Annotated in this window: 9 protein-coding genes; all 9 read left to right on the top strand. The window is 75.9% G+C overall.

Annotation, left to right across the window (positions count from 1 at the left end; genetic code table 11):
• The first annotated feature begins 23 nt into the window (after positions 1–23).
• The 9 genes from H2O74_RS10335 to holA all read left to right on the top strand — a co-directional run bounded on the left by H2O74_RS10335 (position 24) and on the right by holA (position 13,827).
• The gene (locus H2O74_RS10335) at positions 24–854 is read left to right on the top strand and encodes a metal ABC transporter permease (protein ID WP_182114207.1); all 831 of its coding nucleotides are present in this window, start codon (positions 24–26) and stop codon (positions 852–854) included.
• A complete protein-coding gene (locus tag H2O74_RS10330; RefSeq protein ID WP_182111509.1) occupies positions 851–1,495 on the top strand; it encodes a metal-dependent transcriptional regulator in 645 nt (214 codons plus the stop codon). Before H2O74_RS10335 ends, H2O74_RS10330 begins: the two co-directional genes overlap by 4 nt.
• A 142-nt stretch (positions 1,496–1,637) precedes the next feature.
• Positions 1,638–2,774 carry an acyl-CoA desaturase gene (locus tag H2O74_RS10325; protein WP_182111508.1) on the top strand — a complete coding sequence of 379 codons (1,137 nt, stop codon included), beginning with the start codon at positions 1,638–1,640 and terminating at the stop codon, positions 2,772–2,774.
• Between the two features lie 101 nt (positions 2,775–2,875).
• A complete protein-coding gene (gene leuS / locus H2O74_RS10320; protein WP_182111507.1) occupies positions 2,876–5,791 on the top strand; it encodes a leucine--tRNA ligase in 2,916 nt (971 codons plus the stop codon).
• A 1-nt stretch (position 5,792) separates the two neighbouring features.
• Positions 5,793–6,662, top strand: coding sequence for a DegV family protein (locus H2O74_RS10315; RefSeq protein ID WP_182111506.1), 870 nt, complete (start codon positions 5,793–5,795; stop codon positions 6,660–6,662).
• Between the two features lie 78 nt (positions 6,663–6,740).
• A complete protein-coding gene (locus tag H2O74_RS16675; protein WP_255491558.1) occupies positions 6,741–7,754 on the top strand; it encodes a ComEA family DNA-binding protein in 1,014 nt (337 codons plus the stop codon).
• Positions 7,755–7,885: 131 nt separating this feature from the next.
• On the top strand, positions 7,886–10,255 hold the full coding sequence (locus tag H2O74_RS10305; protein ID WP_255491557.1) for a ComEC/Rec2 family competence protein: 2,370 nt from the start codon (positions 7,886–7,888) through the stop codon (positions 10,253–10,255).
• 169 nt (positions 10,256–10,424) lie between these two features.
• Entirely contained in the window at positions 10,425–12,011 is a 1,587-nt protein-coding gene (locus H2O74_RS10300) for a DHA2 family efflux MFS transporter permease subunit (protein ID WP_182111505.1), read from the top strand.
• Between the two features lie 811 nt (positions 12,012–12,822).
• Positions 12,823–13,827, top strand: coding sequence for a DNA polymerase III subunit delta (gene holA, locus H2O74_RS10295; RefSeq protein WP_182111504.1), 1,005 nt, complete (start codon positions 12,823–12,825; stop codon positions 13,825–13,827).
• Positions 13,828–13,991: the final 164 nt, after the last annotated feature.

Here is a 13,991-nt window from a genome sequence, read left to right as displayed (position 1 = left end):
TCGAGCCGTGGCAGTTCGGGTTCATGCAGCGCGCGCTGCTCGTGACCCTCGTCGCGTCGGTGGTGTGCGCGATGCTCAGCTGCTGGCTCGTGCTCATCGGGTGGTCGCTCATGGGGGACGCGGTGTCCCACGCCGTGCTGCCCGGCGTCGTCCTGTCCTACCTCGTGGGCGCGCCCTTCGCCGTGGGGGCGTTCGTCTTCGGTGTCGGGGCGGTCGCGCTCATCGGGGCGGTGCGGGAGTCGACACGGGTCAAGGAGGACGCGGCGATCGGCGTCGTCTTCACCACGACGTTCGCCGTCGGCGTCGTCCTGGTCTCGACGACCCCGAGCCAGGTGGACCTGTCCCACATCCTGTTCGGCAACGTGCTGGGCGTCTCCGACGCCGACATCGCCCAGGTGCTCGTCATCGCGGCCGTCGCGCTCGCGGTCATCGTGGCGCTGCGGCGGGACTTCACCCTGTACGCGTTCGACCGCGTCCAGGCGCACGTCGTCGGGATGTCCGTGCGCCGCACGGGGATGCTGCTGCTGGGGCTGCTCGCCCTCACCGTCGTCGTCGCGCTCCAGGCGGTCGGCGTCGTGCTCGCGGTCGCCATGCTCATCACCCCCGGCGCGACGGCGTCCCTGCTGGTCGACCGCATCGACCGGATGCTCGTGGTCGCGCCCGCGATCGCCGCCGCGTGCGCCGTCGTGGGCATCTGGGCGAGCTACGTGCTCGACGCCGCCTCGGCGGGCCTCGTGGTGGTCTGCCAGGGCATCGCGTTCGGGCTCGCCTGGGCCGCGTCGCGGCTCCGCGCGCGGCGAGCGACCCGCGTCGATGTCGCCGAGGGCGCCGAGGGCACGGCGGTCGGCGCGTGAGCGGGGCGGGGCGGCGCGGGGCGCGGCAGGTCGGCCTGACGGCCGTCGCCGAGGACTACCTCAAGGTCGTCTGGAACCTCCAGGAGTGGTCGGACGAGCCGGTGACGACCTCGCACCTCGCACGCCGGCTCGGGGTCGGCGCGCCGTCGGTCTCGGAGACCCTCGGGCGGCTGGTCGCCCGCGGCTGGGTCGAGCACGAGCGCTACGGGCAGGTCCGCCTCACCGCCGCGGGCCGCGCGATCGCGCTGCGGGTCGTCCGGCGCCACCGGCTGATCGAGACCTGGCTCGTGGAGCAGCTCGGCTACGGGTGGGACGAGGTGCACGACGAGGCGGAGGTGCTCGAGCACGCGGTCTCCGACGTGTTCGTCGAGCGGCTCGACGCGCTGCTCGGTCGGCCGCGCCGCGATCCCCACGGCGACCCGATCCCGCAGGCGGACGGCACCGTGGAGCGCCCGGACGCCGTCGTGCTGGCGACGCTGGCGCCGGGACGCCGCGGCCGCGTGGTGCGCGTCGACGACGAGGACCCGCAGGTGCTGCGCGAGTGCGAGCGGCGCGGCGTGCGGCTCGACGCGGTCCTGGTGGCACCGGGAGGGCTCTCGCCCGCCGCCGCTGCGGCGGTGCGCGTCCGACCGCTCGCGTGAGCCCGTCGGTCTGTTCGGGCGCGACACGCCGGGGAGTCGGGCCGCACCCCTGGCGGCGGAGGTTACGGTGCCGTAGGTTCGGACCGATCTAGGTGCGGTGCCCCCGGGCCCGCGCTGTCCCCCAGCAGACCGGGAAGTATGCATGAGCGCAGACGTCGTCCCTCCCACCGGCGCCGAGTCCACCACCCAGACGCCCGTCGGCCGCGCCGACCGCTCGCTGGCCGAGAGCCCGCGTGAGCGCCAGGTCAGCGAGTTCACGGCCCTGACCCGCACCGTCCAGGAGGCGGGGCTCATGCGGCGCCGCTACGGCTACTACTGGACGCGCTTCACCGTGCTCACCGTGCTGCTCGTCGGCATCGGGGCCGGCATCGTGCTCCTCGGGGACTCGTGGTGGCAGCTCGGGCTCGCGGCGCTCCTCGCGCTCGTGCTCGGCCAGGTGATGTTCCTCGGGCACGACGCCGCGCACCGCCAGATCTTCAAGTCCGGCCGGTGGAACGACTGGGCGAGCCTGGTCATCGCCAACCTCTACGCCGGCATGAGCTACGGCTGGTGGCAGCACAAGCACAGCCGCCACCACGCCAAGCCGAACCAGGTCGGCGCCGACCCCGACATCGCCACCGGCGCCCTCGTGTTCCACACCGAGGACCTCCCGGCGCCCCGCTCGGGTCTCGTGGGGTGGTTCACGCAGCGCCAGGGCTGGCTGTTCTTCCCGCTCCTGCTGCTCGAGGGCCTGAACCTGCACATCTCCGGGATCAAGACGATCTTCGGCCGGAGCGAGGTCAAGCGCCGCCCGATCGAGATCGCCTTCGTCCTCATCCGCCTCGTGGGCTACCTCGCGCTGGTGTTCTGGGCCATGCCGGTCGGCCTGGCGTTCGCCTTCCTCGGCGTGCAGCTCGGGCTGTTCGGCCTCTACATGGGCGCCGTGTTCGCGCCCAACCACAAGGGCATGCCGATCGTCCCGCCGGACGCGCGCATCGACTTCCTCCGCCGCCAGGTGCTCATGAGCCGCAACGTCCGCGGCGGCCGGTTCACCGACCTCATGATGGGCGGGCTGAACTACCAGATCGAGCACCACCTGTTCCCCAACATGGCGCGCCCGCACCTGCGCCAGGTGCAGCCGATCGTCCGCGAGTTCTGCGCGTCGCGGGGCATCCACTACACCGAGACGAGCGTGTGGCGCTCGTACGCCATCGTCGTGGCCTACCTCAACAAGGTCGGCCTGGCCGCGCGCGACCCGTTCCAGTGCCCGCTGACGCTCGAGTACCGCTCCGCCCGCTGACCGACCGGCCCACGCGCCCTTTCCTGCGGCCGCGCAGGGGAGGGTGCGTGGGCCCGCGTATATGCGCGGGCCGAGTGGTGCGCCGACGGTAACCTGAGCGGGTGCACAACCCTGAGCCCGCTCCCGCTGCCTCCGCCCCGACGCCGCCCGAGGCGCCCCTGCGTTACACGGCCGCGCTCGCCGCCGAGATCGAGCTGCGCTGGCAGGACCGGTGGGAGGAGGAGGGCACGTTCTGGGCCGCCAACCCGAGCGGCCCGCTCACCGACGCGCAGGGCCGTCACGCGGACCCGGACTCGCCCTCGTTCTTCATCATGGACATGTTCCCGTACCCCTCGGGGGCCGGGCTGCACGTCGGCCACCCCCTGGGCTACATCGCGACCGACGTCGTGGGCCGCTACCGGCGGATGTGCGGCGAGAACGTCCTGCACGCGCTCGGCTACGACGCGTTCGGCCTGCCCGCCGAGCAGTACGCGGTCCAGACCGGGCAGCACCCGCGCAAGACGACCGACGAGAACATCGTCACCATGCGCCGGCAGCTGCGCCGCCTGGGGCTCGGCCACGACGAGCGCCGGACGTTCGCGACCACGGACTCGGAGTACGTCCGCTGGACGCAGTGGATCTTCCTGCAGATCTTCAACTCCTGGTACGACGACGCCGCGGTGCGCCCCGACGGCGGCACGGGCCGGGCGCGGCCCGTGGCCGAGCTGGTCGCGGCGTACGAGAGCGGGGAGCGCGCGGTGCCGGCGGACCTGGCCGGCGGCCGCACCTGGGCCGAGCTGGACGAGGTGGAGCGCCGGCGCGTCGTGGACGCGCAGCGCCTGGCCTACGTGTCCGAGACGCCGGTGAACTGGTGCCCCGGGCTGGGCACCGTCCTGGCGAACGAGGAGGTCATCGACGGGCGCTCGGAGCGCGGCAACTTCCCCGTCGTCAAGCGCAACCTGCGCCAGTGGAACATGAGGATCACGGCGTACGCCGACCGCCTGGCGGCGGACCTGGACCTCATCGACTGGCCCGAGAAGGTGCGCTCCATGCAGCGCCACTGGATCGGTCGCTCCGAGGGCGCGCAGGTCACGTTCGACGTCGTGGGCGGGCGGCAGGTCGAGGTCTTCACGACCCGTCCGGACACGCTCTTCGGGGCCACGTTCATGGTGGTCTCGCCCGAGCACCCGCTGCTCGACGAGGTGCCCGCAGCCTGGCCCGACGGCACGCGCGACGCCTGGACCGGCGGCCACGCGGAGCCGACGGCGGCCGTGGCGGCCTACCGCGCGGAGGCGGCCGCCAAGACCGCCGTCGAGCGGCAGGCCGACGCCGGCCACAAGACGGGCGTGTTCACGGGTCACCTCGCCGTCAACCCGGCGACCGGCGCCTCGATCCCGGTCTTCACGGCCGACTACGTCCTCATGGGCTACGGCACCGGCGCGATCATGGCCGTGCCGGCCCAGGACGAGCGCGACTGGCAGTTCGCGGAGCGGTTCGAGCTGCCGATCGTGCGCACCGTCGCGCCGCCGGACGGCTGGGAGGGCGGCGCGTACACGGGCGACGGTCCCGCGATCAACTCCGCGAACGCGGAGGTCACGCTCGACGGCCTGCCCGTGGACGAGGCCAAGCGCACGATGATCGAGTGGCTCGAGCGGCGCGGGGTCGGGACCGGGACCGTCACCTACCGCCTGCGGGACTGGCTGTTCAGCCGCCAGCGCTACTGGGGCGAGCCGTTCCCGATCGTCTACGACGAGAACGACCTGCCGATCGCGCTGCCCGACGAGCTGCTGCCCGTCGACCTGCCCGAGGTGCCCGACTACTCGCCGCGGACCTTCGAGCCGGACGACATCACCTCCATGCCGGAGCCGCCGCTCGGCCGCAACGAGGAGTGGGTCAACGTGACCCTGGACCTCGGCGACGGCCCGCGCACGTACCGGCGCGACACCAACACCATGCCCAACTGGGCGGGCTCGTGCTGGTACTACCTCAACTACCTCGACGCGGGCCGGCGCGACGTCGTCGTCGACCCCGCGCTGGAGCGCTACTGGATGGGCCCGGGCCACAACGCCGACGCGGGGGAGTCCGGGGGCGTCGACCTGTACGTGGGCGGCGTCGAGCACGCCGTGCTCCACCTGCTCTACGCGCGCTTCTGGCACAAGGTGCTGCACGACCTCGGGCACGTCTCGAGCGTCGAGCCGTTCCGGACGCTGTTCAACCAGGGCTACATCCAGGCGTACGCCTACACCGACGCGCGGGGGGCGTACGTGTCGGCGGACGAGGTCGTCGAGGACGCGTCGGTGCCGAGCGGGTACACGTGGCAGGGGCAGGAGGTCTTCCGCGAGTACGGGAAGATCGGCAAGTCGCTGAAGAACACCGTGACCCCCGACGAGATCTACGACGCGTACGGGGCCGACACGTTCCGGCTCTACGAGATGTCGATGGGCCCGCTGGACCTGTCGCGCCCCTGGGAGACGCGCGCGGTCGTCGGCTCGCAGCGGTTCCTGCAGCGGCTGTGGCGCAACGTCGTCGACGAGACGACCGGCGAGCTGCTGGTCACGGACGACGCCCCGGGCGAGGAGACGCTGCGCGTGCTCCACCGCACGATCGAGGACGTGCGCACGGAGATGGCGGCCATGCGGTTCAACACCGCGATCGCCAAGCTGATCGTGCTCAACAACCACCTCACCGGGCTGACGACGGTGCCCCGCGTGGCCGCCGAGAGCCTCGTGCTCATGCTCGCGCCGCTCGCCCCGCACATCTGCGAGGAGCTGTGGTCGCGGCTCGGCCACCCGCAGAGCCTGGCGCGCGAGGCGTACCCCGTCGCCGAGCCGCGCTGGCTCGTCGAGGAGACCGTGACCTGCGTGGTGCAGGTGCAGGGCAAGGTCCGTGACCGGCTCGAGGTGCCGCCGTCGATCGGCGACGACGAGCTGCGCGAGCTGGCGCTGGCGACCGCGGGCGTCCAGCGCGCGCTGGCCGGCCGCGACGTGCGGACGGTCATCGTGCGGGCGCCCAAGCTCGTCAACGTCGTGCCCGCCTGAGGTGCCCGCCGCGCCGGGCGCGCGTGGCGGCGTCGCGGTCGTCACCGACTCGACCGCGTCGCTGCCGCCCGAGGTGCTCGACGTCGTCGACGTCGCGGTCGTGCCGCTGCACGTCGTCATCGACGGCGTCGCGCACCGCGAGAACGTCGACCTGAGCCCCGCCGGGCTGCTCGACGCGCTCCGGTCCGGCGCCCGGGTCACGACGTCGCAGCCGGGTGCCGAGGCGTTCGCGCGCGCCTACCAGCGTGCCGTCGCCCGCGGCGCCCGCGAGATCGTCTCGGTCCACCTGTCCGGTGACCTGTCCGGGACGGTCGGCGCCGCGGGCCTCGCGGCGGGCGAGGCCGCCGTGCCCGTGCGGGTCGTGGACTCGCGCACCGTGGGCATGGGCCTCGGCCTGGCCGTGCTGGCTGCGGCGGCCGCCGCGGCGCGCGGGCTGCCCGGAGCCGAGGTCGCCGCCGCGGCGGCGCGGCGTTCCGCGACGTCGACCGTGCTGTTCGCGGTCGAGACGCTGGAGCACCTGCGGCGCGGGGGCCGCCTGGGGCCGGTCGCCGCGGCGCTCGGGAGCGTGCTCGGCGTGCGTCCCGTGCTCGGCGTCGACCGCGGCCGCATCGAGGTGGTGGAGAAGGCGCGCTCGGCCGGACGCGCGCGGGCGCGGCTCGTGGAGCTCGCCCTCGCGGACGCCGCCGCGCGGGACCGCTTCGACCTCGCGGTGCACCACCTCGGCGACGAGGCCGCCGGGCGGGCGCTGGCCGAGGAGCTGCGCGGCGCGTGCGGTCCGGGCCTGGGGCGCGTGCACGTCGCGGAGATCAGCGCCGTGATCGGTGCCCACGTCGGGCCGGGCGTCCTCGCGGTGGTGGTCGCGGACGCCTGAACGTCCACAGGCCGGGCGCTCCACAGGTCCGGCGGTCCCTCGGGGGCGGTCGGGCCTCGCCTGCCTAGCGTCGGGCCGGTGACCACCCCAGCGCACCGCGACCAGGTCCCCGGCCGTGGTGCGACGTCCGAGGACCGTGACGGCGGCGCGCGGGCCCGGCTCGCGCGCCTCGCCGTCGACACCCGGGCGCGTCCGGCCGGCGACGGCCGGCCCGCCGCGCCGCCGGCCTGGGTCCCCGCGGCGCCGGGGACCGCGCCCGACGGGTCGGACGACGCGCCCGACGGGCCGGACGACCCGCGCGAACGGGCCGCCGCCCTGCGCGGAGCGGCGCTGCGGGACCGGGCGCTGGCTGCCGCCGTCACCGGCTACACGGCCGCCCACGGGCACCCGCTCGACCACCCCGCCGCCGCCCCCGGCTCGTCCGGGTGGTCCGGGCGTCGGTGGGCCGTCCGGCCGGCCACGGTGGCGCTGGCCGCGGTGGTGCTGGTGCTGGTCGTGGGCCTGGTCGGTCTGCTCGCCCTGCGACCGCCGCCCGCGACGGTCGTGGGCGGGCCGCCGGCGGACGCGCCGACCGGCACCGCACAGGACGCGGCCGGGGCCGACCCCGCCGGGGGAGCGCCGACCGCGGGACCGGGCGCGCCCGATGGGGGCGAGAGTGCGGCCGCGCAGGCCGTCGTGGTGCACGTCGTCGGCCAGGTCGCCGCACCCGGGCTGCTCGAGCTGCCCGCCGGCTCCCGCGTGGCCGACGCCGTCGACGCGGCCGGCGGGGCGCTCCCCAGCGCGGACCTCACGGCCCTCAACCTCGCGCGCGAGGTGACCGACGGCGAGCAGGTGGTCGTGCCGGCGCCGGGCGAGACGGTCGCGGTGCCGCAGGGGACCGGCGGCGGGTCGTCGCAGCCCGGTCCGCTCGACCTCAACCGGGCCGACCTGGCGGCGCTCGACGAGCTGCCGGGGATCGGGCCGGTGCTCGCCGAACGCATCGTGGCCTGGCGCGACGAGCACGGGCCCTTCACCACCGTCGAGGAGCTCGCGGAGGTGCCCGGCATCGGCCCGAGCCTGCTGGCCGACCTGCGTGAGCTGGTCCGGGTCTGACCGCGCCCACGGTCCAGCCCGGGGCCGCGCCCGGTGACCCGCCTCTGGACCTGCGCCTGCTGCCGGCCGCGGCGGCGGCCTGGCTCGCGTGCGGCCTCGCCGTCGGGTCGGGCGCGGCGGCGGTTGTGGCGGTGGGCGCCGCGCTGACCGTGCTCGCCGCGGCGGTTGCCGTCTGGGCCAGGAGCCGCTGCCCCGAGCGCGGGGCCGCCGGACCAGCCGCCTCCGTCGTCCTCGTCCTGCTCGTGGCCGGGGCCGCGCTCCTCGCGTGCGGTCTGCAGCTCCACGCCCGGGCCTCCGGGCCGCTCCCCGGCCTCGCCGAGGAGCGCGCCGTCGTCGCGGTCGAGGGCGTGGTCCGTGGGGACCCGCGGGCGCTCGCGTCGCCGTGGGACGGCGCCGTCGGGCGGTGGTGGGTGACGGTCTCGGTGGACACCGCCAGCGGGCGCGGGAGCCAGGGCCCCGCCCGCGCGGCGGTCCGGGTGATCGGCGGGCCCGCGTGGGCCGGCGTGAGAGACGGTGAGCGGGTGAGCGTGGCGGGCCGGGCGGCGCCCGCGGCCCCGGGCGAGGAGGTCGTCGCGCTCGTCACCGCGACGCGCGGACCGGTGGTCCTCGCGCCGCCCGCACCGCACGCACAGGCGGCCACGGCGCTGCGGGTCGGCCTCCTCGCCGCCACGGAGGACCTCACGGGCGACGCCCGCGCGCTGGTCCCCGGCGCGGCCGTGGGGGACACGTCGCGCGTGCCGCCCGACCTCGAGGAGGCGATGCGGGTCAGCGGCCTGACGCACGTGACGGCGGTGTCGGGCGCGCACTTCATGGTGCTGACCGTCACGCTCCTGGCCCTCACGGCGCGGCTGCCGCGCCCCGCCCGGGTCGGCGTGTGCGCGCTCGTGCTGGCCGCGTTCGTGCTCCTCGTGCGCCCCGAGCCGAGCGTCGTGCGGGCCGCGGGCATGGGGGCGCTGACGCTCGCGGGCCTGGCCCTGGGTCGACGCTCGCGGGCGCTGCCCGCACTGAGCGCCAGCGTGGTCGTGCTCCTGCTCCTCGACCCGTGGCTGGCGCGCAGCTACGGCTTCGCGCTGTCCGTGCTCGCCACGGGCGCGATCGTCGTGCTCGCGCCCGTCCTGGTCCGGGCCGCGGGGGAGCGCGTCCCGCGCACCGCGGCCGTGGCGGTCGCCGTGCCCGTGGCCGCGCAGGCCGTGTGCGCCCCCGTGCTGGTCCTGCTCGACCCGGCGGTGTCCCTGGTCGCCGTCCCGGCCAACGTGCTCGCGGCGCCGGCCGTGGCCCCCGCGACGCTGCTGGGGCTCGGGGCCACGCTCGCCGCGCCGGTCGCACCGCCCCTCGCCCGCGCCCTCGGCGCGGCGGCCGGCGGACCGTGCTGGTGGATCGGCGCGGTCGCCCGCGGTGCGGCGTCCGTCGACGGTGCGAGCCTCGCCTGGCCGGCAGGGCTCACGGGCGCCGCGCTGCTGGCCGGGGCGACGGCGGCCGTGCTGGCCCTGCTGGCCGGCCGCACCCGCGCCCTGCGCACGCTGCGGCCCGGGGTCGTCGTCGTGCTGTGCGCGGTGCTCCTCGTGTCCGTGCCGGGGATCCGCCGCCCGCTGGTCGGCCTCGTGCCGGGCGCGGGTCCGCCGGCGGGGCCGTGGGTGGCGCAGTGCGACGTGGGGCAGGGTGACGCCCTCGTGGTCGGTACCCGGCCGGGAGCCGCCGTCGTGGTGGACGTGGGTCCGGATGGTGACGCCGCGGACGCGTGCCTGGACCGGCTCGGTGTCGACCGGATCGAGCTGCTCGTCCTCACGCACCACCACGCCGACCACGTCGGTGGCCTGGAGCCCGTGCTCGCCGGTCGCACCGTCGACGCGGCGCTGGTGAGCCCCCTGCCCGAGCCCGCAGGCCAGGCGGGCCGCACCCTGCGGGCGCTCGCGGACGCGGGCGTGCCGGTCGACGTCGGCCTCGCGGGGTCCGGTGGACCGGGTGACGGCAGCGCCGGTGAGGGGACTGCCGGTGAGGGGACGTCCGGTGAGGGGACGGCCGGCCAGGTGCGGTGGAGGGTCCTGTGGCCGAGCCGGGCGCCGGTCCCGGTGGCGGACGCGCTCTCGCCGCCGCGCGAGCACGCGGTCGGGCCCGAGGAGGGCGCCGTCAACGACGCGAGCCTGGTGCTGCGCCTGGACGCCCCGGGCCTCGCGGTGCTCGCCCTCGGCGACCTGGAACCCGCCGCCCAGGCCGGCCTGCTGGCGGCGCACGGCCCGTCCGGGGTGCTGGCCGCCCAGGTGGTCAAGGTGGCGCACCACGGGTCCGCGTACCAGGACGCGTCGCTGGCGCAGGCCGTGGACGCCGCCGTCGCGCTCGTCAGCGTGGGTGCGGACAACGGGTACGGGCACCCGGCGGCGAGCACGCTCGCGCTCTACCGTGCGACGGGCGCCGCGGTGCTCGCGACGGACGAGTGCGGGACGGTGGTGGTCGCGGCCGAGCCGCGCGGGCTCACGGTGCGTGCCCGCTGCCCCGTGGGCTGACGCGTCGCGCCCTCGCTCGGCCCCGGCCGCCCCGCCGCGCGCTCTGCCGGCGCCAGGCGCAGACTCGAGACGAGACGACGACCGGCCGTCGGCCGCTCGCCCTCGACGGCGGTCGTGAGCGGGTCGCGCCGTCCGGGGCCCGCGCCGGCACGTGAGTGAGGACCCGTCGATGAGCCGGACCACGAGGTCGTCCGCCGGGACGAGCGAGCCGGAGCTGGTGCTCTCCCGCCGCACCGTCTACGTGATCTTCAGCGCGCTGCTGGTGGCGATGTTCCTGTCCGCGCTGGACCAGTCCGTCGTGGGGACGGCGTTGCCGACGATCGTGGGCGACCTGGGGGCGGCCGAGCACGAGGGCTGGATCATCACGGCCTACCTCCTGGCCATCGCCGTCGTCATGCCGATCTACGGCAAGCTCGGCGACCTGCGGGGGCGGCGGCGTCCGTTCCTGGTCGCCATCTCGATCTTCGTGCTGGGCTCGGCCGGGTCGGCGCTGTCGACGACGTTCGTCGAGCTCGTCGTGTGGCGGTCGGTGCAGGGCCTCGGTGCCGGCGGGCTGGTCATCCTGAGCCAGGCGATCATCGCGGACATCGTCTCCGCCCGGGACCGCGGCAAGTTCATGGGGCCCATGGGAGCGGTCTTCGGGGTCGCCACGGTGGCGGGCCCCCTGCTCGGCGGCTGGTTCACCGACGGCCCGGGGTGGCGCTGGTGCTTCTGGCTCAACGTGCCGGTCGGACTGGTCGCGCTCGCCGTCGCCTGGTCCCGCCTGCGGCTGCCGTCGCGCGCCCCGAGCACCCGCTTCGACGTCCCCGGTGCGGTGCTCATGACGATCTCCACCGCAGGGATCGTGCTCCTGACCAGCTGGAGCTCGATCAGCAGCGCGGGGCGGTACGACTGGAGCGACCCGGCGCTGCCCGCGCTGCTCGTCCTCACCCTCGTCGCGCTGGCGGCGTTCCTCGCGGTGGAGGCGAGGGCCACCGACCCGCTGATCCCGCTGCGCCTGTTCCGGAACCGCACGTTCTCGGTCTCGGTCACGATCGCCCTGGTCATGGGCATGACCATGTTCGCGGCGCTGTCGTTCCTCCCGACGTTCCTGCAGATGGCGCGGGGCTACGACGCCACGAAGGCCGGCCTCCTCATGCTCCCCATGACGGTCGGGCTGATGATCACGGCGCTCGGCTCCGGCATGCTCATCTCCGCCCGCGGTCGGTACAAGATCTTCCCCATCCTCGGCATGGGGATCGCCACCGTGGGTCTCGTCCTGCTGACCCAGCTCACGCCCCAGATGTCGATCGTGACCTTCGGCGTCATGATCTTCGTCCTCGGGTTCGGCCTCGGGTTCGTGATGCAGACCATCGTCATCGCGGTGCAGAACTCCGTCTCGCCCGAGATGGTGGGTGTCGCGACGTCCACCAACAACTTCCTGCGGGAGATCGGCGCCGCCGTGGGGACCAGCCTGTTCTCGACGGTGTTCACGACCAACCTCACGACCCGCCTGGCCGAGGCCGTGAGGGATGCGCCCGCGGGCGCCGTCCCCTCGGGCTACGGTGCGAGCTCCCTGACGCCGTCGGCCCTGGCGAAGCTGCCCGCCGCCCTGCGCGAGGAGGTGGTCGCGGCGTACACCGACGCGCTCGCCCCCGCCTTCTGGTACCTCGTGCCGCTCGGCGTCCTGGGCTTCGTCGTCGCCTTCTTCATGAAGGAGGTCAAGCTCTCCGACACGGCAGGCCTGGTCGCCCGCGGCGCCGCGGTAGCCCGCTGACCGCCACACCCCCGCCCCGCCGGCCTCCCCACCGGCACCGTCCGCGAGCCGCCCACGTCCGCCCCCCGCCGAGCACGTCCATCCCCGCCGAGCACGTCCGCCCCCCGCCGAGCACGTCCGCCCCCCGCCGAGCACGTCCGCCCCCCGCCGAGCACGTCCGCCCCCCGCCGAGCACGTCCGCCCCCCGCCGAGCACGTCCGCCCCCCGCCGAGCACGTCCGCCCCCCGCCGAGCACGTCCGCCCCCCGCCGAGCACGTCCGCCCCCCGCCGACCACGTCCATCCCCGCCGAGCACGTCCGTTCCGGGTGAGCACGTCCTGTGCAGGGGACGTCCTCACGGGAAACGGACGTGCTGACCACGTGGCGATCCCGCCCACCGGCGCGCGCCGACGCAGGCCCACGCCGCAGTCGGAGGACGGACGTGGGCCGACCACGTCCGTTCCGGCCGAGTACGTCCTGTGCAGCGGACGTTCTCGCGGGGAACGGACGTGTTGGTCGCGGCCGCGGCTGGTGCGGCGGCGGTGGGCGGCGTGTGGCGGGGGAGATGGCGGGGCGGCAGGCACTGGCGGTGCGGGGGAGATGGCGGGGCGGCAGGCACTGGCGGTGCGGGGGAGATGGCGGGGCGGCAAGCATTGGCGGGGCGGGGGAGATGGCGGGGCGGCAGGCACTGGCGGTGCGGGGGAGATGGCGGGGCGGCAGGCATTGGCGGTGCGGGGCGGCAGGGACTGGCGGGGTGGGGCGGCGGTGGGGTTGGTCGGGGTGGGGATGGGGCGGGCGTCGGGCGTGACGGTGGTGCGTGGCAGGCTTGGGGCATGCCCCCTGCCGCCCGCCGCAGCACCGCCCCGACCGGCGGCATCGCCTGGGACCAGGCGGAGCTGGCGCCCGTCGTGCTCCTCGCGGGCTCCGAGGCGCTGCTCGCCGAGCGCACGGTCGAGCGCCTCGTCGCGCAGGCGCGCGAGCGGGAGCCCGCCGTCGAGGTCGTCCGGCTCGACGCCGCCGCCTACGAGCCGGGCCGGCTCAGCGTCGCCGCCAGCCCGTCGCTCTTCGACGAGCCGCGTCTGGTCGTCCTCTCGGGACTGCACCAGGGGACCGACGAGGCCCTGGCCGACGTCGTCGCCTACCTCGCGGAACCCGCTCCCGACGTGTGGCTGGTGCTCCAGCACGGTAGTGGCGTGCGGGGCAAGAAGGCGCTGGAGGCCATCCGGGCCTCCGGCGCGACCGTCGTCGCGTGCGACCCCATCAAGCGGGACGCGGACAAGCATGCCTTCGTCATGGGGGAGCTGCGCCGCGCCCGCCGCAAGGCCGAGCCCGCCGCCGTGCGAGCGCTCCTGGAGGCGTGCGGCGCCGACCTCAGGGAGCTCGCCGCCGCGTGCGCTCAGCTCGCGGCCGACTCCACAGGCCTCGTGACCCACGACCTGGTGACGCGGTACTACGGCGGGCGGGTGGAGGCCACGGGCTTCCGCGTCGCCGACGCCGCCGTCGAGGGCCGGGCGGGGGAGGCCGTCGCCCTGCTGCGGCACGCCATGTCGACGGGAACGGACCCGGTCCCGCTCGTCGCGGCGCTGGCGTCGAAGCTGCGCACGCTCGCCAAGGTGGGCGCCGCCCGCGGCCGCGGCCTGGACCCGGTTCGCGACCTCGGCCTCGCGCCGTGGCAGGTCGACCGGGCACGGCGTGAGCTCGCCGGCTGGACCCCCGAGGCGCTCGCCGCGGCGGTCACCGCCGTCGCGCAGGCGGACGCCGAGGTCAAGGGCGGCGGCCGGGACGCCGCCTTCGCGATCGAGCGCGCCGTGCTGCGCGTCGCCGACGCCCGAGGCTGAAGGGCCGCGCCGCCGACGTCACCCTGCGGCGCGCGGCCCGTCGTCGCTGTCACGGGCGGGGTGACTGGCGTGGGCGCGCCGCGGCGGCAGCCCGGTCACTCGCCGGATATTCACCCGATCGCTTTGGGACGTCTTCACCCCATTCACGCCAAAAGTCCCCCACG

Origin of the sequence: Actinotalea sp. JY-7876, assembly GCF_014042015.1 — a bacterium.
In the GTDB taxonomy this organism is placed as follows: domain Bacteria; phylum Actinomycetota; class Actinomycetes; order Actinomycetales; family Cellulomonadaceae; genus Actinotalea.
The sequence above is the reverse complement of the archived record's forward strand: the minus strand, read 5'-3'. Positions and strand labels throughout refer to the sequence as shown.